Source organism: Paenibacillus sabuli (genome assembly GCF_014705605.1).
Taxonomy (GTDB): Bacteria; Bacillota; Bacilli; order Paenibacillales; family Paenibacillaceae; genus Paenibacillus_D; species Paenibacillus_D sabuli.
The window spans coordinates 157,246-183,534 of sequence record NZ_JACXIZ010000016.1; the positions used below are offsets into that span (position 1 = coordinate 157,246).

The following is a 26,289-nucleotide window of genomic DNA, read 5'->3' on the forward strand; positions in this document are numbered from 1 at the left end:
TTCAAGTATACCCGAATAAGCCCCGCTTGTTCCCTAACAGACGAGGCAAGGCGACAAAAAGTTGTGCCCTTCGACAAATGGGGCGACGCCCGTTATGCCAAAAAAAAGCCCCGACTCTGCATCCGATGCCGTAAGGCAGCGGCCTGCAAAGCCGGGGCTATGCGGTTGAGACTTGCCGCGCCGCCGAAGGGCCGCGCAAGTTCGTCTAGTCTACAAGAAGGGCTTAGCGCGCGGCGTCAGTCTCCTGCTGCGAGACGCCGAGCAGCCTGCCGGCTTCCTCCCGCCACTTCTCGACGTAGTTCATGCGCGCCCACTGGGCCATGACCACCGTCTCGTCATCCTGCAGCTCCAGCTCCAGCGCAGGCTCGTAGGCCAGACCTTCGCCATTGAGATAAAAAGCGAGTCTGCCGTCCGTCACCACCATTACCGTATCTGCGGCCGGCGAGGAGAAGGCGTCGCTGGCATCCGGCTCGCGCTGCCAGATCTCCTCCCAGGCCACCGCCAGCTTGTCGTGCGCGACGACGCCCGACGGCAGCGGCTGAAGCACGTCCTGCAAGCGGTAGCCTGCGCCGCCGGAGGCCTCTGCGTCCGTCAGCGCGCGCCTCGCGATCCACCGTCCGGGATTGCGGGCGATGGTCCAGTTGCCATAGTAGGCGTCCCGGCCGTCGTCCTCGGCCAGATCGGGGAAGACCTCCGCAATCGCGACATGCGGCTCGCCGGCCGGGTCCGCTCCCAGCTCGCGCGATCCGGCGAACTGATCGACCTGCTTGACCCACAGGTAGGTGGCGGCAGACTCGGCAGCGGCGGGATCGGAGGGATCGGCGACGCGCTGCTCGATCGCGACATTCAGATTGCCTGCGAACAGCAGCTTTTCCGAGACGATCACCGGTGCCGACTCGACCGATGCAGGAGCGTCGGCCTCCACCGCGTCCTCGGTGCTGGCGGCTATGCGGACCACACGGTCCGTATGGCCGGTGCGCGTTACTCCGCTACCACTTTCAACGATGGCCGCGCTCGTGCGCTCCGCCGATTGCCGTGCGGCGTCCATCGCGTCGACGGCTTTTTCCTTCGCGGACGCGTCTTCGGTCGCGGCGACCAGCTCCCGGCGCTCGAGGCTGATCGAGGCCCCTCTAGGAGCCGCTGGCGCCGCGGAGAGAATTTGCACTTCCTTGTCCTTCACCGCTGCCGTCTGCTCCTCGATACGCCAGAATTCCGTCTTGTACGGCATCAGGATGCCGCCGCCCTCCGCGGCGCGGCTCAGCTCGCCGGAGTCGTCGGGCGCGACCAGCACGGTCCGATACTCGCTGTAAGCGGTGCGGCCCCCCTCGGCGGGATGGTCGGCGCGCAGGCCGACGAGCACGGCGGACTGGAAGCTCGCGCCGGACGTGTCGGCTTCCAGGATCGTGGCGCCCTGTCCGCTCTTGGGCGCGTCCGTCTGATCGAAGGCCAACGGAGCCGGCTCGCCCGGAGTGAAGCCGTCCAGACCATAGAGGAGCGCCACGACCAGCACCGCCAGGGCGGCGCAGGCGCCGGCGATCCGGGGCAGCCGGTAATGCCTGGTGCCCCTTGGACCGCTGTCCTCGGCGCGCTCCAGGATGCGTTGCTGCAATCGTTCATCGAAGCCATGATGCGCAAGGGGGCCGGATCGCAATTCCCGTAGCTCATTGTCGCTGGGATCCATCTTGTGAACGCTCCTTTAGTTTCGATAATTTCAAGCGGGCGTGATGCAGCCGCGATTTGATCGTCCCGACGCTGACCCCGAGCATGTCGGCGATTTCCTTCATGGACAGCTGATGGTGGGCGAACAGGATGATCGCTTCGCGATTTTTGGCCGGCAGCTGGAGCACCAGATCCCACAGCTCGCTGGTCGTCTCGCTCTTCACCGCCTCGTCCTCGGCGGAGGGACGGCCGCCGTCGCTGGTGAAGTAGTCGACGAGCGTGATGCGGCGGAAGTACGCCGAGCGCCGATAGTCGAGCACCGTGTTGCGGGTGATCGTCAGCAGCCATGTTTTCAGCGAGGACTCGCTGCGGAAGGTGAACAGGCTGCGGTACACCTTGAGGAACACGTCCTGGGTCACATCGTCCGCCAGCTCGCGTTTGCGCGTCATGCTGTAGGCATAATTCCAAACGTCTTTTCCGTAGGTGGTCATCAGCTCGTTCAGAATCGCCTTTTTGTCTTCGCTATCGGTCAAAGCTTTCAGATATTCAAATTTTGCATCGGAACTCAACATGGCCACCTCTATTTGTATCGACGTAATAGGCGTCGCATAAGTTCAATCTTTCCCTCTATTATATCGAACTCGTTTTTGCTTTGGGGCGAATACAACCTTAAACCTTCCTTAAACCTTTCTTAATTTCGCGACATAGAAGGCTCTAATTCCCGCAAAACCGCGCATGGCGCGGGCGGGGGCCGTAAAAATTCTAGTCCGTTTCCCCATACGTATGGTAAAATTTTAATGCAATTATTCGTGTGTCGTTTGACCGGCGCAGCCGGATTTGAGGAGTAAAGGGTGAATCAGTTGCTAAAGGGAATTCGCAAGGGAATGCTGGGGGTGCTGGGGCTGCTGCTGCTCGCGGGCATGCTGCCGCTCTCGGCCGCGCAGGCCGCTTCGGATGACTCGTGGCTGCGGCAAGCGAAGGTGATCGACGAGAATCGCATCGAGCTGACCTTCGACCGCCAGTTGACGGCCGAGGAGGAGTGGTCGTATCAGGCCGCATTGCAGGGTGGCGGGATCGCATATCCTCCGGGTGAGGGGCCGCCGCTTGCGCTGGAGGAGGCGGGGCTTGACGCGCTGCCCTTTGTCGGCGTGCCGCAGCCGGCGGGCTCCTATGCATGGGAGTCGCTGGACGCGGGCCAGTTCGTCATTGACGGCGACATAGAGGTGCTCTTTGCCGTGGCGCACGGCTACCGAGTGGATCTGACGCTGTCGGCGTCGGTCTCCGGAGTCGATGTGCTCGAGCTGAGCATCGAGGAGGGGGCGATCGAGCCGCTGGAGGGTCCAGCCAGTGCCGCGATTGAGGATTATCGGATTGTGACCGGCATCGGGGCGATCGGCGTGATGGATATGCTCGATCCGGGGCGGACCGGCTTCGACATCGGACATGTGCGGCAGTATCTGGCGCAGGCGTCGCCGGCCAATGTGATCGGCGCGCCGGGCGTGGATGCGTACGATGTGCGTACGCTGCTGTCGTGGATCGAGGATGAGGCGCTCAGCGCCGGTGTGACGGAGCGGGCGATGGAGGTGGTGGAGGGCTTTTACCGCAATGGCGAATACCTCTACAACGCCAAGCTTGAGCTCGCGGCCAAGGCCGAAGGATGGGAGGCGTCGCTGGCGTCGGGCACGCTGCGCGCGCGCGACTTCTCGGAGCTGGCCGTGGAGATGGCGCTGGCGCTGGTGCAGGCGCATCAGTGGGACAATTACGCTTTCTACGGTAGCCCGCTCACTGCGGCGGAATTCTACCCCACGCTTGAGGAGGGCAGGCTGACCGGACTGGACGTGCTATTCTCCGCTCCGGTGCTGCCCGCCTCCCGGGCCAAGGGGGCCGACGCCATTGCGGGAATCGAGCTGACAGGGCAGACGGAGCCCTCGTCGCTATCGGCAGCCGAGTATGAGGTGAGCTGGCCTGACTTGGACAATATGCAGGTTATCTTTTCCGGCGCAGGCTTGGACCTGACGTCGCTGGAGACGGTGATGCTGGAGCTGAACGCCGAAGCGCTGTATGCCGATGACGGCACCGTCTCCTACGGCGATCCGGACGAGCGCTCCCAGACCCCGTACACGGGAGAGACGCAGCTGCTGTTCGCATTGGATCAAGGTCCCGGACAGCCCGAGCCGATGACGGCGGAGCTGAAGAATCCGAGTCTGGACGGCTGGCTGTACGGCATCGACGTCGTATTCGATCATCCGGTATCCCAGGAGACGATGGCGCTGGGCGACAGCGTCATCGCCGAGGTCGTCGCGGAGACGATGAACGGCTCGCTCGCCCTCCCGCTTTCGGACATCGATAGCTACTGGGAGAGCGATACGACGCTGCGGCTCTTTTTCGGCGACCTGCTGTCCGGGCAGGGCGTGAATGCCCTGGAGGTCCTGCTGCAGAGCGGAGACGCGATTACTGGGCTGCAGGGTGAAGTATACGTGAGTAATTCCCCGTTGCGGTTTGCGTTGGGCGTCGGCCCCGGAGGACCGGGGGAGCCAGGGGAGCCGGGGGTATCGGCGGAGTTGATCGATCCGGGGTATGACGGATACTTGGTCAGCGTCGATGTGCAGTTCGACCGGCCGATGGCCGAAGCGACTCAGAATTTGGGCAACGCCCTCTTGTACGAGGTCCGTGCCTTCGCGTCCGGGGGCCAGATCAGCGAAGTGATCCTGCAGCCGGAGGAGGTGAACGCGTACTGGGCATCGGACACGACTCTGACGCTGCATTTCGGGACACGGATGCAAGGGGCGGAAGTGGTGGAGCTGGAGGTCATGTTTTCGAGCGCGTACGAAATAGCCGCCATCGACGGCACGTTGTACGAGGCGCTCAGTCCGCTGCGGCTAGTGCTTGATGAGTCGGGGCAGGGCGGTCCGTCGGTGCCTCTAGGCGCCCAATTGATGGATCCCGATCTGGAGGGCGTCTTGCACAGCATCGATCTCGTCTTCAACGGACAGGTCAGCGGCGCTACGGCTGCCGAGGGATTCGGCGTCGTCGATGCGGTGTATGCCTTGACTGATGCAGGGCGTATGGCGATCGAGCTGTCGCCCGAGGCCGCAACGCTGGCTTGGGACGATGAGCAGGAGCCGTCGCGGGCGACGCTCGTTTTCGAAGGCGGTCTGCAGACGAGCGGCCTGTACGGCCTGGAGGTCGTGCTGCAGCCGGAGCGCATCGAGTCGGTCTACGGAGCGTTCTATGACGATGACCCGCACCTGTATTATTCGATCCACCAGGACCTGCCGTCCGCCACGTCGGCGCTCGTCTACGACGAGGCTTCGCTGTTCGACGCGCTCGCGCTGGAGCAGCTGGATACGCTGTACGTGCCGCGCAGCTTCTGGGTAGAGGCGCCAGTGAGCTTCCCGGAGCACATCGCCTGGGTACGCGCCGTGGACGACTATTGCTATATCACGGTTCCTTATCAGCAAGGCAACTACTATACTCCGCAGCTGGACAATGTGATGATCGCCGGACCTACTGCATAACGCAAGCATCAGCGCGGTCAAGATGCTAAAGGCGGCCAAAGATGCTACGGATCTCTTCACGCAATAACCAAAGACAGATAATCAATCACGCGGGAAAACGGACTCTACTAAGCTAATGGTTGCCAGCGTGCCTATTTCGATCGATTTCAGGTGATTTCTAGTCTAGCGGTTGCCACAGCGCTTATTTGTCTTCAATCGCGTTTTTTTGATTGATTTCAAGAAAATAGGTTCGTTGGCGAATGGCGAAGGGATAGGAACGGTTTCAATGGCATCAGTTTATTGTGGAATGGACGCAGAGCCGGGGGCGTCCCAAAAAAGAGCCGCGTGCATTGGCAGGCCCCAAAATTGAAGAAGCCTTCAGAACCACGATCCAAGTGGAACTGAAGGCTTCTTTTTTGGACGGCCTTCGGCCCGGGCGCGTCTGTCCGTCAGCCGAGCTGACTCGGCCATAGCACGAGCGCGCCGGCGTCGCGTTCGGCGCCGAGCGCCAGCAGTTGCTGGCCCGCTGCGGTGTCCTGGACGAGCTGGCCGTTCCAACGCTCGATCTTGAGCTTGCGCAGACTCTGCAGCGCGAGCAGCTGGCGGCACATCTCGCGCAGCGTATCCAGGTCCGGGGCGGGCGCCTCCGCCCGGGCCGCGACCGGGGCGTCCGCGAAGGAGCCGGCGCGCTCCTCGGCCGGGTCCCCGGCGTCCGCCGGCGGCTGCGCGCCCCGCGTCAGCTCATAGATGCGGCGGCCCCGGCCTTCGACCCATAGCCGCCAGTCGGCGCCCGCGAGCACGAGATAGTGGCCCGGCTTGCGGGCAAAGGCTGCGCCCGGCTGCTCGGGCCAGCCGATCAGCAGGCCATACGGATTGGCCGGGTCGACGGCCGGCAGTACCGTCACGCCTTCCGCCTGCGGCTGGGCCCGAGGCTGGCGCAACTGCTCCGCGAGCTCGCGCGAAGTGAACTGCATCGATTCCACGCCCTGGATGAAGCGACCGCGGGTCATGACGCCCCATTCCTCGAGCCGCTTGAGCATCGGCAGCAGCTTGTCCCAGCTATAGGGGCAGGCGCCGGCGGCGAGCTCGCGCGTGATGAGACCGTAGCTCTGCACCAAATGCTGGATCCAGGCTGCGGCCGACTGCTCCGGCCCGCCGCTCGCTCTCGTCGAGCCAGGCTGTGCGCCTGCATGCGATGTCTCCGGCGGGGCGCTTGTCCCCGAGCCTCCCGGTGGCGCACTCGCATGCTGCGACGTCGGTGGCTCGTCCGGATAGTCAGCGTCGATCCGCGCGAGTCGGACGTGGTCTTGGGCCGGCGTGCGCGGACCCGGCGCTGCCGCGGGCTCGTCCGCGTGCGCCGCAGCGAGCGTGCCGGTCCAGTACCAGCGCCCTTGGCCGGAGCCGGTGCCCTTGAGCCGAGCAGGCTTGGCCCCGGCATGCAGACGCAGCGGAGCGAACTGATCATTGGAGACGCGGCCCTCCCAGACGAGCTCGAGCAGCTCGCCGAGCAGCTCGGACGGCAGCTGCCCGGTCTCGCGCGCGAGGCGGGTGAGGAAGCTGGCTCCTTGCGTTCGCAGCCGCTCCAGCAGGGCGGGATGGCGCGTCCGCTCGCGCGCCTCGCCGGATGTGCCGGCGGCGGGCGTATCGCTGGCGATGCGTGCGACCAGCGGCGCGTACAGCGCGTGCGACTCCGCGAGGAAGAAGGCGACGCGGCCTTCCTTGTCGCCGTCGTGCTTGCGGCCCAGCCAGAGCACCTCGCCGGAGGCGCACAGCAGGTCGAGCGCCTCGCGCCGATATCGCTGCAGCCGGGCGGGGAAGATCAACGTTTCCCAGTGCGAGAGGGGCAAGTAAAGCCCCTGCAGGCGCGCGATGACCTGGCGCAGCCCGTCCTCGCCCTGCAGCTGCGTACCGGCGAGCGCATGCTGCAGGGCGGCCATCTGGCCGAGCCAGCGCTCCGGCTGCAGCGGCCGGGCCCGCTTGCGGGCTTCCTGTATGGAGAGCCGGACGAGCCGCGCGGCTACCTTGCGGCTGCTCCAGAGCGGCTCCTCCGGCGTAGCGGCGAAGGGTGCGCGCTCCAGCTTGTCCTGGCGCAGCAGCTCCTCCAGCACGCGCTCCGCCTGTCCGCCCAGCAGCGCCGGGTAGCGCGCCTGCAGCGCCTGGGCATCGATGGCGAGACGATGCTCCGCGAAGCGGCCCGCGACGAGCGCGATCGCGGCGGGCGTCTCGGGGAAGGCGGCGTACAGCGCCTGCTCGTCGGCGCAGATCCAGCGCGTCTGCGCGCCGAAGCGCAGCGCGCAGACGCGTCCGCTGCGCTCCAGCTCCTGCAGCCAGGCGCCCGCCTGCTCGCCCGCGAGCCGCTCCAGCTCGGGCCGGCTCAGATCGCCGCGCGCCTTGAGTAGCGCATACAGCGCCTCGGTCCCGTCCGGCTGACGCTGCGGCGCGGCCAGTCGCTCACGCTCGTGCGCGAGCACCTCGGGGTCAATCCCGCCGGTCTCCCGCCGCGACGCGCCGGGCATGCGCAACGCCCAGTCCTTGCTCAGATGACGCAGCTGCAGCTGCAGCGCCTCGTCCAGCCCGTCGCCCTCGTAGAGCTGACGGCTGGCGTATTCGGAGACGAATTGGGCGGCCAGCGGCGACGGATGCGGCGTCTGCCGGACGACCAGCTCGATCTCCCCGGCGGCGATCGCCGTCAGGATGCGGCGCAGCCCGTCCAGATCGAGATAGCGATACAGCGCCGTACGCACCGCCTCGTCCAGATAGGGGAACTGGTCGGCATAGGGCAGCGCCTCCTTGAGCAGCTCCTCGCTGCGCAGGCGCAGCTGCCATAGCGGCGTGCGCGTGAAGCTGCGCGCGAGCAGCAGCGAGGTCTCGGCGATGCGGCGAAAGGCGATGGCCAGCAGCGCCGAGCCGGGCAGGCCCTCCAGCAGCAGCGGCTCGAGCGCTTCGGCCGCAAGGCCGGTGATCAGGCGCAGCCAAGAAGGGTCCCACTCCCGCAGCACGAGCTCGATCCCGTCGTTGGTGGCGTTGCCGTAAGGCCGGTAGGGGAGCAGCCGCTGCAGCTGCCGCTCGATCGCCAGCAGCCAGGTACGGTTGATCCTGCGGCCCCACGGGCTGTGCACCACGACATGGGTGTGTTGCATCAGATCGCGGTAGTGCTCGACGACGATGCGGCGCGCGGTCGGGACGGCGCAGGCCGCGCGCTGGCTCTCCAGCAGCCGCACGAGCCGCTCGGCCGCGCTGTGATCCAGATGACACGCCTGCTGCAGCCAGGTCTCGGCCCGCTCCCGCGCCTCCTGCGCCAGCTCCGCATCCAGCCGCTCGAGCAGCGCGCCGAGCCGCGCCGCCAGCCAGGCGGAGCGGCCGCCTTCGCCGCCCTCGGCGCGCCAGAACGGGATCTCGCTGTAATTGTTGGGCGCTTCGCCGACATAGACGCGGTCGTGGCGAATCTCGCGGATCATCCAGGAGCTCGTGCCGAGCTGGAAGACGTCGCCGGTGCGGCTCTCCTCGACGAACTCCTCGTCCAGCTCGCCCAGATGCGCCCGGGTCTCGGCATGATGGACCGGATAGCCCGAGCTCTGCGGGATCGTCCCCGAGCCGGTCAGCGCCGCCATCGCCGTATTGCGGCGGCGGGCGATGCGCTCACTGCCCGGGTCCCACTCCAGGAGCGGTCTGGCGATCGGGTAGGTGCCCCCGAGCACGCGCAGCATCGCCTCCAGCCGCTCCCGGCTCAGCTCGCAATAGCACGCGCTGCGGCAGACGAGCCGATGCAGCGTCTCCAGCGACCAGTCGTCGAGCGCGGCCATCGCGACGGTCTGCTGCGAGAGCACGTCCAGCGGCTGCTCGGGCAGTCGGATCGGCTCGATCTCGCGCTGCGCGATGAGCTGCGCGAGCAGAGCGCTCTCGGGCAGCGCGCCGCGCTCGCGCACGAGTATCGCGCCGCGGCTGGCCTCGCCGACGCCGTGCCCGGCGCGGCCGATGCGCTGGATGCCGGAGGCGGCGTCCAGCGGCGAATCGACCTGGATGACGAGATCGATATGGCCGACGTCGATGCCCAGCTCGAGCGAGGAGGTGGCGACGATCGCGCGCAGCTCGCCCGTCTGGAGCTGGCGCTCGACCTCCAGCCGCCGCGCCCGGTCGAGGCTGCCGTGATGGGCGCGCGCCATCTCGTAGCCGACGTGATCGTTGAGCCGCAGGCAGAGCCGCTCGCACAGGCGCCGACTGTTGACGAAGATCAGCACGCTGCGCGCGCCGTCCATCAGTTGGACGAGCCGCTCCAGCAGCGGCACCCATACGGCTTCGCGGCTGTCTGCAATCGTGGTGGCGTAGTCGGGCATCGTGACGATCAGCTCGATCCGCTTGTCCATCGCGCTCGCGACGATGGCGACCGGGCGCGGCCGATAGCCGAGCGGATGGGGGTGCGCGTCTGCCTCGCCGCCAGGCATTCCAGCCGGTGCAGGGACGCCTGGTGCGGCAGCGCGTGTCGCTGGGGCGCCGTCGTCGTTGCAGCTGCCTGTGTTGTCCTCGACGTTGCCGTCGGCGCCGATCCCGCCGTCAGATGCCTCGCCATCCGCGGCGCGGGACGGCCCTTCCTCCGCGCGCCCGGTTGCGCGCGGAGCAGCCGCAGCGTCAGCAGCACGGTCCTCGCCCGCTCCGCTCGATGCGACGCGCGCTGTGCCGGGATCGGGGCTCGCATGCAGGTCTTCGTCCGCTTCGGACCAGCCGCCGAGGAAGCGCGCCATCCGCTCGATCGGGCGCTGCGTCGCCGACACCCCGATGCGCTGCACGGGGGCCGGGCACCAGGCGGCGAGCCGCTCCAGCGACAGCGACAGATGGGCGCCGCGCTTGTCCGGCGCGAGGTCGTGAATCTCGTCGACGATGATCTGACGCGCCGTGCGCAGCATCCCGCGCCCCTTGTCCGAGGTGAGCAGCAGGTACAGCGATTCCGGGGTGGTGATGAGCAGATCGGGCGGACGGCGCAGCATCGCCGCCCGCGCGCTGCTCTTGGTATCGCCGGTCCGCACGGCCGAGCGCAGGCCGGGCCAGGCGACGGTGCCGCTCTCCTCGGCGGTCCGCTCGATGGCGCCGACGAACTGCTCGACATGGAGCTGGATGTCGTTGTTGAGCGCCTTGAGCGGGGTGACGTAGATGACCTGCACGCCGCTCGGGGCCTCGCGCTCGTCCAGCTTGGCGCGCACGATCCGGTCGAGACAGGGCAGCAGCGCGGCGAGCGTCTTGCCGGAGCCGGTGGGGGCGGCGATCAGCGTATGGTCCCCGGCGCGAATCGACTCCCAGGCGCGCAGCTGGACATCGGTCGGCGCGCCGAAGCGGTCCGCGAACCAGCGGGCGAGCACAGGGTGAAAGGCGTCGAGCGGCGAAGCATGCGGCATCGGGGGTTCCTCCTTTGTCACGTATCGAATTTTGCTTATCGCAAAATATCCTTGTAGACCTCGATCGCCCACTGGCGCGAGTCCTTGAGGTCGACGATCGCGTCCGGGCGCGGACGGTGGATGTCCCGGTCCGAGAGGTCGCGCAGCTCCGGCAGCCAGCGGCGGATATAGGTGCCTGAAGGGTCGTACCGGGCCGACTGCGTCTGCGGGTTCATGACGCGGAAGTACGGCGACGCGTCATAGCCGAGCGAGGCGCTCCACAGCCAGCCGCCGCGATTCTGCGCATTGTCGTAGTCGGCGAGCTGGCGGCGGAAGTATTGCTCGCCGAGCGTGAACGGACAGAGCAGATTTTTCGTCAGGAACATCGCGCTGACCATCCGCAGCCGGTTCGGCATCTCGCCGGTCTCGGCGATCTGCTTCATCGCCGCGTCGACGATCGGGATGCCGGTCGTGCCGCGCTCCCAGGCCTCGTAGTGGCGGTCGCTGAGCCGCGACAGGTCGTAGCGGCGCTCATAGTGGAAGAAGTCCTCGTGATAGCGCGCCTGGTACAGGTAAAAATCGCGCCACGCGAGCTGCCGGACCCAAGCTTCTGCGCCGCGCTCGTTCTGTACCGCCTCGTAGACCGTCTTGACCGCGAGCGCGCCGGTATTGAGATGCCGGGAGAGCCGGCTCGTCGCCTGCTCGTTGGCGAAATCGTCTCGATGGCCAGCGTAGCGATGCAGTCGTCCGCTGCTGATGAATTGCGCCAGGTCCTCCTCGGGACCGGTCGCCTCGCGCGCGGCGTCCGCGAGCGCGTCGGCTACTGCGCGGGGCGGCGCATAGCGCCGGGCGACAGCGGCATCCGGCGCCCCGACCGTATCGAGCGCCTCGACGCCGACCTCGGCCGCAGGCGCGTAGTGGGCATGCAGGTAGGCCTGCCACTTGCGGTAGAAGGGCGTGAATACCTTGTACGGCTCGTCCCGCCCAGTGCTGCGCTGGAAGTCGTCGAGCTCCGCGAGCGACGCATCGTCGAGCAGCACCCAGGGCACGTCATGCCGCTGCGCCACCTCCGCGATCGCTTCGTCCCGCCGGCGGGCGTACGGCGTATCGTCGCGGTGGGCGACGATGCCGCTGATCGGATGCGCCTCGAGCAGGGCGCCGACCACCTCTTGCGGCGGGCCGTAGAGCAGCTGCAGCGTCTGGCCGCCGGCCTCGTATTCGCGTACCAGCCGCGCGGCGGCAGCGAGGAAGGTGCCGCCGCCGGGCGCGGTCAGCCGCTCGTCCAGCAGCGCCGGATCGAGGATGAGCGCGTGCAGGCCGGGCATGGCCCGCTTTTTGAGCGCGGCAAAGGCGCGCAGCTGGCGCGCCCGCAAATCTTTGCGGTGCAAGAACAGATACATGGACATGGATCGGCGCCTCCTTCGCAGCAGGGTTCATACGCTCAGTGTGGACGAGATGGGCAAAATAAAAACCGCACGGCCCGCCCCGCTCGGGGGCGTCCATACGGTTCAAGGCGAAACGCATGTGTAATTCCATTACACGATCAATCATGAGAAGAAACAGCTTGTCCCGCTAGCGCGAAAGCCGCTTGCCGCTTACTTGGCCGGCGTGGCGTACTTCTGATACTGCGCCTCGCTGAGGGCGCGGCGCGCAGTGACGTAGCGCTCGCTGTAATAGGATGATTCGAGCTCGCTGACGATGACGCCCTTGCTCGACGAGGAATGGGCGAACTTGCCGTCGCCGACGTAGATGCCGACATGCGAGATGCCTTTGCCGCTAGTGTTGAAGAATACGAGATCGCCTGCGCGCAGATCGCTTTTGGCGACCTTGTCGCCGATCGTGGCCTGCGAGCCGGACGTGCGCGGCAGCTCGATGCCGAATTGATCGAAGACGTAGGATGTGAAGCCGGAGCAGTCGAAGCCGCTCGTCGTGGTGCCGCCGTACTTGTAGCGGATGCCGATCAGATCGTCGATGGCGCCGTCCATTTGGGAGGCAGTGCCTGCGAACGCTGTGCCTGCAAATGAGGCCAGCAGCATAACGAAGGTGAGTGCAGTAGCCGCGACTTTTTTCAACAATGCTTCTCCTTCCAGTGCCTGCGAGGTTAGCTGTAGGGTTCGGTCGAAAGGTGTCCCTATGATTTCTAGCGCGTGCGTGCCGCAAGTCTTTCCTCATAAAAGACGGTTCGCGGCCCGCACGGCCAAAATCAATTCACCCGGTGTGGTTCCCCCGTTTCCCAATGACGGGAATTCGGCAGATATTTATGTACAAGTAAGGGTATTCGCCAAAATCTGCACATTTCCTTTCTTGTCACAAAATGTTCACAATTTAATTGAAACTTGCGCGTCGCGGTTACGTTGCATGGTTACTGGCGATACAAAAAAACCGCCCCTTGGCCGGGAGCGGCTGAGCCTGGCTATGACTTGCAGCGTGATGTGCGGCGATGGCGCGAATGGAAGGTCGCAATGTCAGGCCGCGTCGGGTCAGCGGGCGTTCGACGATGGCAGACGGCTCACTCTGCGACGACAGACGCTTCCGCGCCGGTGGGCGACTCCACGGCGTCCGGATGGCCCACTCTGCGCCGGTGGAAAAATTCGTGCCGGTATGAAGCTCACTCCGCCGCAGGAGGCCCTTGTCCGCGCCAGGCGGCGTACTGGGCGGCAAGGATCCAGACCTTGATCAGGGTGCGGGCCAAATACCCCGCCTGATGCAGCAGCAGCGCGAGCAGGCCGGCCCACAGCAGCGAGAGCGCCGAGGCGGAGAGGCTGAGACCGGCGGCGATGGTCCACAGGATCAGCGACAGCAGCGCGAGCGGGAAGAAGTGCCGCAGTGCGATCAGCATCGCACTGCCCCAGCCGGTGCGCGCGACGGCGCCGAATTGCAGTGCCAGCACGAGCAGGTGGACGACGATCGCCCAGGTCGCCCAGCCGAGGGCATACGGGAGCGCCTGCATGGCGAGCTGCTGCACGGTCGCACCGCCGCCGGCCAGCGCGCGCGCCAGCGGCGGGACGAGCCACCAGCCGGGCGCCAGCATCAGCGCGGTCTTGAGCCAATAGAGCAGCGTGATCGGGCGCCACGCGCGGCGGATGCCGAGCAGGAAGGCGGTGCCGCGCTCGGTATCGGCATGCCGCAGCGAGTAGAGCAGCCCCGCCTGCAGGAGCGGCGTCAGCAGCAGCCGCAGTGCGAGCATGCCGCCCAGCATCCACAGGTAGGGCGCAGCGAGGTCCGTTTTGAGCAGACGGAATTCGGCCTCCGCGAAGAACAACTGCACGCTTCCGGCTGATGCGAGCGCATCCGGGTACCGCTTCAGCAGCGGTACGACCGCCGCGCTGACGAACCGATACAGGAAGAACCCCCATACGAGCTGATACAGGAATAGCAGCAGGACGACCGGCATGTGCCGCAGCGTCAGCGACCAGCCTTGCTTCATATAGATTCGCACGTGCTCACACCTCACCATCCGACGGAGCCGAGCAGCCCCTCGATTATTTTGACGATGCCCAGGTTCCAGCGGACCGTCGTCTGCCTGGGCAGCTCCGCTTTCATGAAATTATTGATGCGCCGATTGTCCAGCACGATCGTATGGTTCGGATCGACGACCGCCCACTCCAGCGGCGCGCTGTGCGTCAGCTTGTATTGAATATGGGACTGCTTGCCGTCCCATTCCTTGGACAGCGCGGTGCCGTCGCGGAAGCGGAATTCGATCGGCACCGGGTCGTGGTCGCCGCCGTACTTGCGGATCAGCACGATCGACTCGTAGACGGTCAGGCCGTTCCGACGCACCGGCCGGACATGGATCGACTCCACGGCGAAGTCGGCCATCTGCTCGCCGTATACGTATTGGCTGAAAAAGTCGTCCCAGTCCTCGCCGGTCACACGCTCTACGACACGCTGGAAGTCGGCGGTGGACGGGTGGTTGAACTTATACTGCTGGAAGTAGCTGCGCATCACCTTGCGCATCATCGACGGTCCGATCCGGCGCTCGATCCCGACGAGCACGAGCTTGGCGCGCAGGTAGACGTTCTCCGCGTAATGATCGTGGCTGCGGTAGGACCAGGACAGCTGCTTGAGCGGCGCCGGGTCGGTCATGTAGCTCGCCTCTACCCGCAGGCTCGGCGCCACGCCGTATTCGCTCTCCATCACCTTGTCCTCGGCATAGGAGGTGAAGCCTTCGTCGAGCCACGCCTCCTCGAATTCATTGGAAGCGACCATACCGTACCAGTACTGATGGCCGATCTCATGCACGACGACCCGCTCCAGCTCGTAACCGGGATCGTCCTCGTCGGCGGCGAAGCCGGTGACGAGCGTCGGATACTCCATGCCTCCCGCTCCGCCGGCGCCCGCCGGCGGGACAACAATCGACAGCGTCGAGTACGGGTACTCGCCGTACCACTGCGCGTACTTGGCCAGGGCGGACTGCGCGGCGTGAAGGTAGCGGTCCTTGAGCTTGGCGTGGCGCGGGTCGAGGTAGAGCTTGATGCGCACGCCCGGCACGCCCTCTGCCGAGAACGGGGTCTCCGAGTAGACGAAGTGCGGCGAGGCCGACCAGGCAAAGTCGTGCACATCGTCGGCGTAGAATTGGTAGGTCTTGCGCTCGCCCTCCCGCACCGGCGTCTGCGCCGGGAAGCCGGTCGCCGCCACGACATAGTCCGCGGGGACGTCGATCTTGACGCTGTAAATGCCGAAGTCGCTGTAAAATTCCGAATTGCCGTGGTACTGATGGGCGTTCCAGCCCTCGCTGACGCGGCCGCGCGTGCCGGCTGTCTCGTACTTGGCGAGCTTGGGGAACCACTGGCCCGCCATGACGAAGTCGCCGGCGTAGCCCATGCGGGCGAAGACTTCGGGCAGCTTGACCTCGTAGGTCATCGACAGCGTCACCTCGTCGCCGGGGTAGACCGGGTCCGGGAGCCGCAGCTTGGCCAGCGTCATGTCGGCCGTATTGCCGTCGTCGGGCTGCACGAAGTGCAGGCGGGGCAGCAGGTTGACGCCCTGGCCGGTCTGCAGCGACTCCAGCTTCATATAGCCGGTGCTGTCTGCAGTCGCTTCGTCCGAGCGCAGCTTGCCGCCCGACTCCTGCATGAAGGTCGACTGCGGCGAGGCGAAGGCATTGGGATACAGATGAAAGTACAGCTCGGACACGGCCTGCTTGCCGGGGTTGGTCCAGGTGATGGTCTGCTTGCCCGAGAGCAGGTGCTCGGTTTCGCTGAGCCGGACTTCGATGTGGTATTCCGCGACTCTGCGGCTCAGCGCCTGCGCGCGCGGCTCCTGGAGCGCGGGCGGCTCGCCGGCAGCGGGGACGGAGCCTGCCGCTTCGGCCGGGGTGTCGCCCGCCTCGCTCGCGAGCGAGCCCGGGAGCACGTCCGATTCGAGGGCGGGCGAGAGCGCGCTCGAATCGGCCACGGGCGTCCCGGCATACGTGTACTGGGACGTCCAGGCGTCCCCGAAGCCGTGCCCGGCGGACAGGACGAGGGTGGCAGCAATGACGACAACGAGTGTGATTGACAGGGCGTGACGTGGGATCATGAGTCCATACCTCCCGTGGTTGACAAGCATCTACAGCATGTATATGTTTGCTTTTCACGGATTATTAGCTAAAATGGAATTAAACTTGGGGGCGAGGTCGAGAAGGCCGCGTCTTGCAAAGGGAAGGGTGTACGGACATGGAACAAGGCGGCGAAAAAAAGCCGAAGAAGCAGCTGGCGCTCAACGTGGTCAGCAACAAGGAGCACAAAGGATTCGGGGCGGGCTCGATCGATCTCAATTCGGTGTCCTGCGTCATTATAGACGGCGACGAGGCGTACATCGACATCGGCGCCATGCACGCCAAGAGCAAGGTGGAGCGGCGCATCAAGTTCAGCACCAACAAGGAGGATGTGCCCAGCGGCCGGACCTGCTGGATCGTCTGGGTCGCGGTCGACCGCAGCGAGGAAGGCCAATACTATGCCGGGGCGACCGCTTGCGAGATGCTGATCGACGAGGAAGCGCGGCGCGGCTGGAAGATCCTCGCCGATCATGTGAACCGGCTGGACTATGCCATCAAGCGGCGCATCATGGTCGACAACCTGGGCACCAAGGAGAAGGGACTGCTGCGCGAGCTGCTGATCAAGCACAACGAGCTGTGGTGGACGAATTCGCCGGACCTGCAGGCCGCGCTGGCCGAGTAGCGCGGGAGGTCCGGATGTACTGTTGGCAATTGGGCGATTCACAAAACTTGACCACGCTGCATAATGAATCACGTTGAAGGTCGAGAGTGGTATTAAGTAATACCGAGGAACACTGGGTAATGCTCTGGCGGCATGGCAGCAGTCGGACGACCGCCGATTCCTGCCGGGGTCGGCAAGGTTGTGGTATGCCGTTTCGAGGCCGCCGCCCATGGGTAATTCTATCCATAACCAATTTCATTGGAGATGGGAGGAATAGTCGTGACGTTGCGCAGCTATTTGGCCGGGCTCGTCCTGGCGATTGCGGCGCTTCCGGCAGACGAACCCCTTGAGCGGCAGACACCGGGCAGCCGGAGGCGCACAGGCGAGACGAGTGCTCGCCCCCAGCACGGACGCCATAACCAATAGGCGTAAGCATCGTGATGCATCGTAAGCATAAGCATTCCGTGTTACCCGTAAACGATGACGATGCATATCAGGCACAAGTAGTGTGTCATAGGCTCGAACAGCGTGCAAATGGATCGCCACGAACGAGCATTGTGCAATAGGCTTAGATATTGCGCATGGACGCAGCGCTTGAACGTAGACATGGCGCACGAACAAGCATAGCGCAGATCGCTATAAACAAAGCGCGGATCGGCATAAAGCGGCGCCCTCGAGCCAGAATTCTGGTTCGAGGGCGCCGCTTTTTCGCGAACCCTGCTTTACGGATCTTCCTCCTAAAGACATGCCTGGCTCGGCTGGAGAACAGCTGGTCGGTAAGCCTTTCGGGGCTAGCCAGAAGGACAGCTTGCCGGTAGCCTTTCCTCGGATTACCTGCCGAAAGGTGACCAGTCATTCCGTCTGCCCTTGGAGTCATGCTCAATTCACTCGCCCCACCAGCGCTTCAGGTGGCCCCACCACGAGCGGTGGCGCTCCTGGGCCGCGTCGCTGGCGGAGCTGTCCGCGCCGCCGTCGCCATCCGCGCCGCCGGTCCCGTCCGCGCCGGCGTCCGGGTCGCTGAGGCACAGCTCCACCGGCTCCGTGCCGGCGACGAAGCTCTCCAGCCGCCGCTCGCCGCAGGCGGCGGTCGCGAGCAGCCCGCTCTCGGAATCGATGTAGCGGCTGACGACGCCGCGCGGCATCTCGAATGCCTTGGGCGGAAGCGCCGCGAGCGCCGCCTCCGTATAAGCGGCGAAGATCGGCGCGGCGCGGTGCGCCTCGACCGCGTCGATGCTGCGCCCCTTGTCGTAGCCGACCCAGACCGCGGTCGTCAGCTCCGGCGTGAAGCCGACCATCCAGGCGTCGGAGGCGGTCGTCCCGGTTTTGGCGGCGACCGGCCGCTTCAGCGTCGCCGCCACGCGATGGCCGGTGCCCCCGGGCTCGAACACGCTCTGCATGAGGCTCGTCAGCACGTAGGCATGCGCCGGGTCGATGACCTGCTGCGGCTGCGGGTCGGCCTCGTACAGCACGCGGCCGCCGGGCCCGACGATGCGCAGGATCGCGGTCGGCTCGTAGCGCACGCCCCCGCCGGCGATCGCGGTGAACGCCGAGGCCATCTCATACGGGCTGACCGGGAACGTCCCCAGCGCCAGCGAAGGCACCGGCTCCATCGCGCTCTCGATGCCGAGCCGCCGCGCCGTCTCGATCACCTTGTCCGGGCCGACGGCCATGATCGTGCTGACGGCGTAGATGTTGTCGGAGCTGGCGATCGCCGTGCGCATGTCGATCTCTTCATTGAAGTACTTGTCGTTGTAATTGCCGGGCTCGTAGGTGCGCCGGCCGTCATCGTAGACGAAGGTGGTCGGCTCGCTGCGAAAGCGCGACACCGGCGTCATCCCGCCCTGCTCCAGCGCGGTCAGGTAGACCAGCGGCTTGAAGGAGGAGCCGGGCTGGCGCGTCGTGGCAAAGACGCGGTTGTACTGATTCGCCGCGTAGTCGCGCCCGCCGACCATCGCCTTGATGTAGCCGTTGCGCGGGTCGATGGAGATCAGCGCCGTCTGCAGCTCGGATTGCTCGGGGAAGCCCGCTGCGACCGCCTGCTCGGCGGCGCGCTGCATGCCGGTGTCGAGCGTCGTATAGACGCGCACGCCGCCCTGCTCCAGCAGCTGCTCGTCGATGCCGAGCCGATCGATCGCGACGAGCCGCACATAATCGCGGAAGTACGAGGCGAAGCCGTCCTCCGCATCGCCGCCGAGCGTGCGTAGCGCCAGCAGCTCCGCGTAGGCGGCATCGGCCGCTTCCGGCGTAATCCGTCCTTGCTCCGTCATCAGCGTCAGGATGACGTGCTGGCGGTCCTTCGCTTTTTTCATATTCATATACGGCGAGTAGTATTTCGGCCCCTTCGGGATGCCGGCGAGCATCGCCGATTCGGCCAGCGACAGCTGCGCCGCGGATTTGCCAAAGTAGAGCCGCGCCGCCGCTTCGATGCCATAGGCGCCGTGGCCGTAATAGATCTGGTTGAGGTACATCTCCAGTATCTCGTCTTTGCTGTAATTCATCTCGAGCTGCAGCGTATAGGCCGCTTCCTTGACCTTGCGCGTCCAGGTGCGCGCGTGGCTGAGGTACAGATTGCGGGCGAGCTGCTGCGTGATCGTACTCGCGCCCTGGCGGCGCGAGCGACTCTCCAGATTGACGAGAGCCGCACGCGCCATGCTCCGCGTGTCGAAGCCGTCATGCTCGTAGAAGCGCCGGTCCTCGACTGCGATCGTGGCGGCGATGACGTGCGGCGACATCTCCCCGAGCGCGACGGAGCTGCGATTCTCCCCACCGTGGAAGGTGTCGATCACATTGCCCTGCAGGTCGAGCAGCTGCGAGGTCTGGCTGACGGTCGCAGCCGGCAGCGCCTGGGCGCGGATGTACAGCAGCAATCCGGCCAGCAGCACCACCCCGCCGGCGGCAGCGATGACGCTCCACTGCAGCCAGCGATACGCGCGGCGCAGCAGCGGCAGGCGGGCGCGCCGCGGACGCTCGCTGCGTCGGCTTCCCCAGAAGCGGGAGCGAAGCTTATGCTTGTTCACAGGTGAGGCCCTCCTCCATTGGTAAAAATCCCCGTGATTCTAGTATGGAGCTCAGCCTGCGCGTCTATTCATTGCCATACTGCGCATTGTAATGGGACGAGCATTTGACTATAATAACGTTGACTAACATAACGATGGAAGAAACGACGGAAAGAAGGGTGCTTGCACAATGGAATTGTGGTATACGGAGAAGCAGACTGAAAGCTACGGCATCACCGCCAAAATTAAAGAGACGTACGTGCATGAGAAGACCGAGTTTCAGGAGCTGGCGATGATCGAGACCGAGGAGTTCGGCACGATGCTGGTGCTCGACGGGATGGTCATGACGACCGACAAGGACGAATTCGTGTACCACGAAATGGTGGCGCACCCGGTGCTCTTCACCCATCCCAATCCGAAGCATGTGCTGATCGTGGGCGGCGGCGACGGCGGCGTCGTGCGCGAGGTGATGAAGCACCCCAAGGTGGAGAAAGCGGTGCTCGTCGATATCGACGGCAAGGTCATCGAATATTCCAAAAAATACTTGCCGCAAATCGCCTGCGAGCTGGACAATCCGCGCGTCGAGGTCATCGTCAACGACGGCTTCATGCATATTCACGATCATAAAGACACGTACGACGTCATCATGGTCGACTCGACCGAGCCGGTCGGCCCGGCGGCCAACCTGTTCACGCGCGGCTTCTATCAAGGCATCTACGAAGCGCTCAAAGCCGACGGCCTGTTCGTCGCGCAGACAGACAACCCGTGGTTCAAGGCCGAACTGATCGCCAGCGTGAACCGCGACGTCAGGGAGGTCTTCCCGATCGTGCGCGTTTACGGCGCCAATGTGCCGACCTATCCGAGCGGGCTGTGGACCTTCACCGTCGGCAGCAAGACGTACGATCCGCTCGAGGTGGACGAGGCGTCGATCCCCGAGATCGCGACCAAGTACTACACGCCGCGCCTGCACAAGGCGGCCTTCGCGCTGCCGAAATTCGTAGAGGATCTCATCAAGTAGGCGAGAGCCGGGGAGGCAAGCAAACGCATGAAACTGGATCAGAAATATTCCGGCAACGTCTTTATCCTTAGCTCCGAGGACTATAATGAAGCCAAGGCCGTCATCTATGGCATGCCGATGGACTATACCGTCTCGTTCCGCCCGGGCTCGCGCTTCGGTCCGGCCCGCATCCGCGAGGTGTCGGTCGGGCTCGAGGAGTACAGCCCGTATCTCGATCGCAGCCTCGAGGAGCTGAATTACTTCGACGCCGGCGATCTGCTGCTGCCGTTCGGCAATGCCGCGCGCAGCCTGGAGATTATCGGCGAATTCGTGCGCGGCGTGCTGGACGACGGCAAGCTGCCGCTGGGCCTGGGCGGCGAGCATCTCGTCTCGTGGCCGATCTTCCGCGAGGTGTATGCCCGGCATCCGGATCTGGCGATCATTCACATCGATGCCCACGCCGACCTGCGCGAGTCGTACGAGGGCGAGCCGCTCTCGCATTCGACGCCGCTGCGCAAGGCAGCCGAGCTGATCGGTCCGGACAACATCTACCAGTTCGGCATTCGCTCCGGCTCGCGCGAGGAATGGGCGTACGCCCGCGAGCACATCAACTTCTACCCGTTCGAGGTGGCGGAGCCGCTGCTGCGCGTGCTGCCCGAGCTGGCCGGACGTCCGGTCTACGTGACCATCGACATCGACGTGCTCGATCCGTCGGGCGCGCCGGGTACGGGCACGGCCGAGGCCGGCGGGATCACCTCCAAGGAGCTGCTCGAGGCGGTCCACGCCATCGCGCGCTCGGAGGCGCGGATCGTCGGCTGCGACCTCGTGGAGGTCGCCCCGGTCTACGATCCGACCGAGCAGACCCAGATCGTGGCGGCCAAGCTGATCCGCGAGATGCTGCTCGGCTTCGTCAAGTAGAGATGCGGGGAGTTGGCGGAACGAGAGCGCTGCTTGCAATTTCGCCGCAGTTGCATATAATAGGTACAATAGTGAACGACGAAGAACGGGAAAGTACGCCGTCCCTATCCGTGAGCAGCGAGCCGGGAGAGTGAGAGCCGGTACGGCAGGACGAGCGGAAGCGCACCCGGGAGTCGGTCTTCCGAAGCGGCTGCGGCCGCCGCAGGGAGGCCCGGTCATTCCGTTATCATGATCGAGCGGATTCGCGCCCGGCGGGGGCGAATACCAGAAGAGTGGCACCGCGGAGCAAGCCTCCGTCTCTTTGTACAGACAAGAGACGGAGGCTGTTTGTATTGCTGCGGCCATGCGCTTGCCGCTGGCGGGCGGCTGTCCGCTTCGCCGCCAGTCGTCACATGCGATTGCGATGGATGCGGCGGAAGAGCACCGGCGTCACGCCCTCGAGCTGCTTGAAGCGTTTGATGAAGTAGCTCGGATGCTCGTAGCCGACGCTGGCGGCGACGCGCTTCACCTCGGCGTCCGGCTCGCGCAGCAGCAGCTCCTTGGCCTTGCGGATGCGGATGCGGGTGAGGTACTCGATCGGCCGCACGCCGAGCGCCTGCTGGAAGAGCACGCAGATGTGCTGCGGGCTCACCCCCAGCAGCCCGGCCAGCTCCGGCAGCGTGATGGCGCGGCTGTAGTGCGTCTCCAGGTGCGCGAGTACGGGCGCGAGCGCATCCATCTGCTGCTTGCGCGAGCGCAGCTCGGTCGGGGAGCCGTAGCGATACAGGTCGAGCAGCAGCCGGTACAGGGCGGCGGAGGTCTCGAGCGCCGTCGTCGGGTGGGGCGCCTGCAGCTGCGAGCCCATCTCTTGCAGATGCTTGAGCGCGACATCGGGATTGCCCAGGTACAGCGCCTGCGTGCGGGCCAGCTGCAGGTCGCGCAGCATCTCGGCGGCGCGGGGACCGTTGAAGGTCGCCCATCGCACGCCCCAGGGGGCCTCGATCGCGTGGTAGGCGTGCGCCTCGCCGGGCATCAGCAGCATGCCCTGCGAAGGGCCCACCGTGAGCTCGCGCTGCCCGACGCGCAGCACGCCCGTGCCGCTGGTGACCTGCAGCCACTGGTAATCCGGATAGCCGCCGGGCCGGTCCATGTCGGGCTGATGCGTCCAGCCGCCCAGGCTCGTCAGATAGAGCGGCAGCCGCCGCTCGAAGTCGGTCATTACGGGAAAGAGGCTGAAGTCGGTCATGCCATCCGGTCATCCCTTCCAGAAATCGTGTGTACGCTCATCATACAACGGGAGTCGGTCGGAATGCCAATCCACTTACAGAAAGCGGGAATTACATGACGTTGACGAAACGCAAGGTGCGCATTGCGCTGGAGAGCCGTCAGGAGGACGAGGTGACGCGGCACGCGTATGCCGGCGAGTGGGTGCTGCGCGGCCGATCCGCTTTTTTGCATTATGAAGAGGAAGAGGACGGCGGCCGGGTACGGACGGTGATGCGCTGGGGCGAGGACGAGATCAAGATCACCCGGCGCGGGGATGTGGAGACGGAGCAGACGTTCGTGCCGAATGCGCGGCGCGGCGGCTCGTATCGCATGGGCGGGCTGAGCTTCCCGATGGAGACTGTGACCGATGCGATCGCGTTCCGGGACCCGCAGGCGCAAGGCGAAGGCGCGCGGCGCGACTCGATGGCCTTGCCACTGACGATTGAATGGAGCTACTCGTTGTGGATGGAAGATCAACAGATCGGCCGGTTCGAGATCCGGCTGGATATATGGGAGGATGACAGGCAATGAGTGAGAGGAATGTAGTCGAGATGACGCATGCGCGGGTGCGCGAAGCGATCGTGGAAGCGGCGGTCGCTGCGGGGCTGACGTCCCGCGAGGCGATGCCCGACTTCACGCTGGAGGCGCCGCGGGAGAAGGCGCACGGCGATCTGGCGGCCAATGCCGCGATGCAGCTGACGAAGCTGGCGCGCCGCAATCCGCGGCAGATCGCCGAGGCGATCGTGGCGCATCTGGATGCGGCGCGCGCCGGCGTGACCGCGGTCGAGATCGCAGGGCCGGGGTTCTTGAACTTCCGCCTGGATCAGAGCTACCTGTACCCGGTCGTGCCGCAGGCGCTGCAGCAGGGGGCGGACTATGGCCGGGCTACGGTCGGCGGCGGCAGCCGCGTCCAGGTCGAATTCGTCAGCGCCAATCCGACCGGCAGCCTGCACCTGGGACATGCGCGCGGCGCCGCAGTCGGCGATGCGCTGTGCAATCTGCTGGACTTCGCCGGCTACGAGGTGACGCGCGAGTATTATATTAATGATGCGGGCAATCAGGTCGCCAACCTGGCCCGCTCGATCGAGGCCCGCTACAAGCAGGCGCTCGGCCTGGAGGCCGAGATGCCGGAGGACGGCTACCACGGCGAGGATATTGTCGGCTTCGCGCAGCTGCTCAAGGAGCAGGAGGGCGACCGGCTGCTCGCCTTGCCCGAGGAGGAGCGCTTTACCTTTTTCCGCCAGTTCGGACTGGAGCGGGAGCTGGACAAGATCAAGCGCGATCTCGGCCGCTTCCGGGTCGGCTTCGATGTCTGGTACAGCGAATCTTCGCTCTACGAGCGCGGACTGGTCGTGCAGGCGCTGGACGCGCTGCGCGAGCGCGGCCAGGTGTTCGAGGAGGAGGGCGCGACCTGGCTGTCGACGATGCCCTACGGCGACGACAAAAACCGCGTGCTCGTGAAAAATGACGGCTCGTACACCTATTTGTCGCCGGATATTGCCTATCATCGCGACAAGTACGGCCGCGGCTACGATCGCATGATCAACATCTGGGGCGCAGACCATCACGGCTATATCCCGCGCGTCAAGGCGGCGATGGCCGCGCTCGGCAACGATCCGGAGAAGCTGACGGTGCTGATCGCCCAGATGGTGAGCCTGTTCCAGGATGGGGAGAAGGTGAAGATGTCCAAGCGCACGGGCAAGGCGGTGACGATGGAGGACCTGATGGATGAGGTGGGTGTCGATGCGATCCGCTACTTCTTCACGATGCGCAGCATGGACTCGCATCTCGACTTCGACATGGATCTGGCGATCTCCACCTCCAACGAGAATCCGGTCTACTACGTGCAGTACGCGCATGCGCGCATCTGCAGCATCTTCCGCCAGGCGGCGGATCAGGGCATCGCCGTCGACCGGCTGGAGACGGCAGATCTGCAGCTGCTGCGCGCCGAGAGCGAATACGGACTGCTGCAAAAGCTGGGCGAGCTACCGCAGCTCGTGGCGGAAGCGGCCGAGCACCTGGCGCCTCACCGCATGATCCGGTACATGTACGAGCTCGCCTCGCAGCTGCACAGCTATTACCGGGCCGAGCGCGTCATGACCGATGACGCGGCCCAGACGCAGGCCCGACTGGCCCTGCTCGCAGCCGTACGGATCGCGCTGGCCAACACGCTCCGACTGGTCGGCGTGTCGGCGCCGGAGCGGATGTAGCCTGCCGCTGGGCGCGTGCGCTGCCCGCGCGCTGCCGGTTCACTGCAGCAGGCGGTCCGCGGTCCGCAGCATCTTGGCGACATCGAGCTCCCCGGTCAGCCGCGGCGCGCGCGGTCCCCGCAGCGGCTGCATCGAGCGCCGCAGGATCGTCTTGATTGCGGCCGGCCCTAGTCCCGGGTAGGCAGCCAGCAGCAGCGCTACGGCGCCGCTCACATGCGAGGTGGCCATGGATGTCCCGCTCATCTCGTGGTAGCTGCCGCCGACCCAGGCCGAGGTGATCTTGTCTCCGGGCGCGTAGATGTCGATGTAGCTGCCGCGGTTGCTAAACGGCGGAATCCGCCGCAGCCGGTTGGTGGCGCCGACCGAGATCGTCTGCGGATAACGGGCCGGGTAATCGATCGCCTTGCGCCGGCCGGCGTTGCCCGAGGAGGCGACGATCAACACGCCCGCCGCAGTCGCCTGCCGGACCGCGCCGAGCAGCGCCTTGCTGCGCGTCTTCATGCCAAAGCTCATGTTGATCAGGTGCATCCGATTGCGCACGCACCACTCGATGGCGAGCACGATGTCGGAGACGTAGGCGCTGCCGTTGTGATCGAAGGCTTTGACCGGAAAGATGCTCGCGCGCGGCGCGACACCGATCATGCCGCCGGGCTGATTGGCGGCGGCAATCGTCCCGGCGATGTGCGTGCCGTGCCCGTTGTCGTCGTGCGGCGGCGTGCCCCGGCTCAGCAGATTGATCCCGCGAGCCAGCGAGCCGCGCAGATCGGGATGGGCGGCATCGACGCCGGTATCGATGACGCCGACCCGGACCCGGTGGCCGGTAGTCCGGCGCCAGGCGGCCGGCGCCTTGATCGCTTCCACGCCCCAAGGGAGGCCCTTGGTCAGCCCGACCGTGCTGCGCCGCGGCGCAGCGTGTACCGCTGCCGGCATATCCGGCTCGAGCCGAATGCGGGACAGCCAGCCCGGCGGCGCGTCGTGCAACCTGGCTGCGCCGATCGGGCACGAGATGGCGTCGATGAGCGGGAGCGGCTTCAGTCCTTGCGGGAGCGGCTGCCGACGTGACGCCTCGGAGCAGAGCGCCGCGATGCGCAGGTAGTCGCGGCGCCGGCCGAAGCGGATGATGCTCCGTTCGGCGCTGCCGGCGCTGCCGGCGGACCGGGCGGATTTTTCCAGCAGCCAACTGATGAGCGCGTTGATGTCCAAGTCCAATGTCGGATTCCCCTTCCGCCAGACGATGCGTGTCGCTTTGCGCTATTGTATG

At 65.6% G+C, this 26,289-nt stretch carries 17 protein-coding genes and 1 riboswitch; of the genes, 7 read left to right on the forward strand and 10 right to left on the reverse strand.

Going from position 1 to position 26,289, the window contains the following annotated elements; genetic code table 11:
* Window positions 1-223 precede the first annotated feature (223 nt).
* Both IDH44_RS10285 and IDH44_RS10290 read right to left on the reverse strand, forming a co-directional pair.
* The gene (locus IDH44_RS10285; RefSeq protein WP_190917288.1) at window positions 224-1,681 is read right to left on the reverse strand and encodes a hypothetical protein; all 1,458 of its coding nucleotides are present in this window, start codon (window positions 1,679-1,681) and stop codon (window positions 224-226) included.
* Window positions 1,662-2,228: an RNA polymerase sigma factor gene (locus tag IDH44_RS10290; RefSeq protein ID WP_190917290.1), complete on the reverse strand. Its 567-nt coding sequence runs from the start codon at window positions 2,226-2,228 to the stop codon at window positions 1,662-1,664. The genes IDH44_RS10285 and IDH44_RS10290 overlap by 20 nt, the downstream gene beginning before the upstream one ends.
* A 282-nt stretch (window positions 2,229-2,510) precedes the next feature.
* Between IDH44_RS10290 and IDH44_RS10295 the strand changes: the two genes are divergently transcribed.
* Window positions 2,511-5,177, forward strand: a complete 2,667-nt coding sequence (locus IDH44_RS10295) for a hypothetical protein (RefSeq protein WP_190917292.1) — start codon at window positions 2,511-2,513, stop codon at window positions 5,175-5,177.
* 428 nt (window positions 5,178-5,605) lie between these two features.
* Here IDH44_RS10295 and IDH44_RS10300 read toward each other — a convergent pair whose 3' ends face one another.
* The 5 genes from IDH44_RS10300 to IDH44_RS10320 form a co-directional block, all read right to left on the reverse strand.
* Window positions 5,606-10,543: a DEAD/DEAH box helicase gene (locus tag IDH44_RS10300; protein WP_223869539.1), complete on the reverse strand. Its 4,938-nt coding sequence runs from the start codon at window positions 10,541-10,543 to the stop codon at window positions 5,606-5,608.
* A gap of 35 nt (window positions 10,544-10,578) precedes the next feature.
* Window positions 10,579-11,928, reverse strand: a complete 1,350-nt coding sequence (locus tag IDH44_RS10305; protein ID WP_223869540.1) for a cryptochrome/photolyase family protein — start codon at window positions 11,926-11,928, stop codon at window positions 10,579-10,581.
* A gap of 189 nt (window positions 11,929-12,117) precedes the next feature.
* Window positions 12,118-12,594 carry a C40 family peptidase gene (locus tag IDH44_RS10310; protein WP_223869541.1) on the reverse strand — a complete coding sequence of 159 codons (477 nt, stop codon included), beginning with the start codon at window positions 12,592-12,594 and terminating at the stop codon, window positions 12,118-12,120.
* A gap of 3 nt (window positions 12,595-12,597) precedes the next feature.
* Window positions 12,598-12,785: riboswitch (cyclic di-AMP (ydaO/yuaA leader) on the reverse strand.
* Between the two features lie 345 nt (window positions 12,786-13,130).
* On the reverse strand, window positions 13,131-13,961 hold the full coding sequence (locus IDH44_RS10315) for a hypothetical protein (protein ID WP_190917294.1): 831 nt from the start codon (window positions 13,959-13,961) through the stop codon (window positions 13,131-13,133).
* 11 nt (window positions 13,962-13,972) lie between these two features.
* Window positions 13,973-16,042 (reverse strand): M1 family metallopeptidase, encoded by a 2,070-nt coding sequence (locus IDH44_RS10320; protein ID WP_190917296.1) that lies wholly within the window; start codon window positions 16,040-16,042, stop codon window positions 13,973-13,975.
* 137 nt (window positions 16,043-16,179) lie between these two features.
* Here IDH44_RS10320 and IDH44_RS10325 point away from each other — a divergent pair, with 137 nt between their 5' ends.
* Both IDH44_RS10325 and IDH44_RS10330 read left to right on the forward strand, forming a co-directional pair.
* Window positions 16,180-16,683 carry a YwhD family protein gene (locus IDH44_RS10325; RefSeq protein WP_190917298.1) on the forward strand — a complete coding sequence of 168 codons (504 nt, stop codon included), beginning with the start codon at window positions 16,180-16,182 and terminating at the stop codon, window positions 16,681-16,683.
* 258 nt (window positions 16,684-16,941) lie between these two features.
* A complete protein-coding gene (locus IDH44_RS10330) occupies window positions 16,942-17,088 on the forward strand; it encodes a hypothetical protein (RefSeq protein WP_190917300.1) in 147 nt (48 codons plus the stop codon).
* A gap of 458 nt (window positions 17,089-17,546) precedes the next feature.
* On the opposite strand, the gene IDH44_RS10335 is transcribed toward IDH44_RS10330, so the two are convergent.
* Window positions 17,547-19,679, reverse strand: coding sequence for a transglycosylase domain-containing protein (locus IDH44_RS10335; RefSeq protein WP_190917302.1), 2,133 nt, complete (start codon window positions 19,677-19,679; stop codon window positions 17,547-17,549).
* Between the two features lie 169 nt (window positions 19,680-19,848).
* On the opposite strand from IDH44_RS10335, the gene speE reads away from it, so the two are divergent.
* Window positions 19,849-20,676 (forward strand): polyamine aminopropyltransferase, encoded by an 828-nt coding sequence (gene speE / locus IDH44_RS10340; RefSeq protein ID WP_190917304.1) that lies wholly within the window; start codon window positions 19,849-19,851, stop codon window positions 20,674-20,676.
* A 27-nt stretch (window positions 20,677-20,703) separates the two neighbouring features.
* Complete coding sequence (speB, locus tag IDH44_RS10345; RefSeq protein WP_190917306.1) at window positions 20,704-21,573, forward strand: agmatinase; 870 nt, start codon at window positions 20,704-20,706, stop codon at window positions 21,571-21,573.
* Window positions 21,574-21,961: 388 nt separating this feature from the next.
* On the opposite strand, the gene IDH44_RS10350 is transcribed toward speB, so the two are convergent.
* Window positions 21,962-22,798, reverse strand: coding sequence for an AraC family transcriptional regulator (locus tag IDH44_RS10350; RefSeq protein ID WP_190917308.1), 837 nt, complete (start codon window positions 22,796-22,798; stop codon window positions 21,962-21,964).
* A 95-nt stretch (window positions 22,799-22,893) separates the two neighbouring features.
* On the opposite strand from IDH44_RS10350, the gene IDH44_RS10355 reads away from it, so the two are divergent.
* Window positions 22,894-23,349, forward strand: a complete 456-nt coding sequence (locus tag IDH44_RS10355) for a DUF1934 domain-containing protein (RefSeq protein ID WP_190917310.1) — start codon at window positions 22,894-22,896, stop codon at window positions 23,347-23,349.
* Window positions 23,346-25,028 (forward strand): arginine--tRNA ligase, encoded by a 1,683-nt coding sequence (gene argS / locus IDH44_RS10360; RefSeq protein ID WP_190917312.1) that lies wholly within the window; start codon window positions 23,346-23,348, stop codon window positions 25,026-25,028. The genes IDH44_RS10355 and argS overlap by 4 nt, the downstream gene beginning before the upstream one ends.
* Before the next feature lie 39 nt (window positions 25,029-25,067).
* Here argS and IDH44_RS10365 read toward each other — a convergent pair whose 3' ends face one another.
* The gene (locus IDH44_RS10365; RefSeq protein ID WP_190917379.1) at window positions 25,068-26,231 is read right to left on the reverse strand and encodes a S8 family peptidase; all 1,164 of its coding nucleotides are present in this window, start codon (window positions 26,229-26,231) and stop codon (window positions 25,068-25,070) included.
* Window positions 26,232-26,289: the final 58 nt, after the last annotated feature.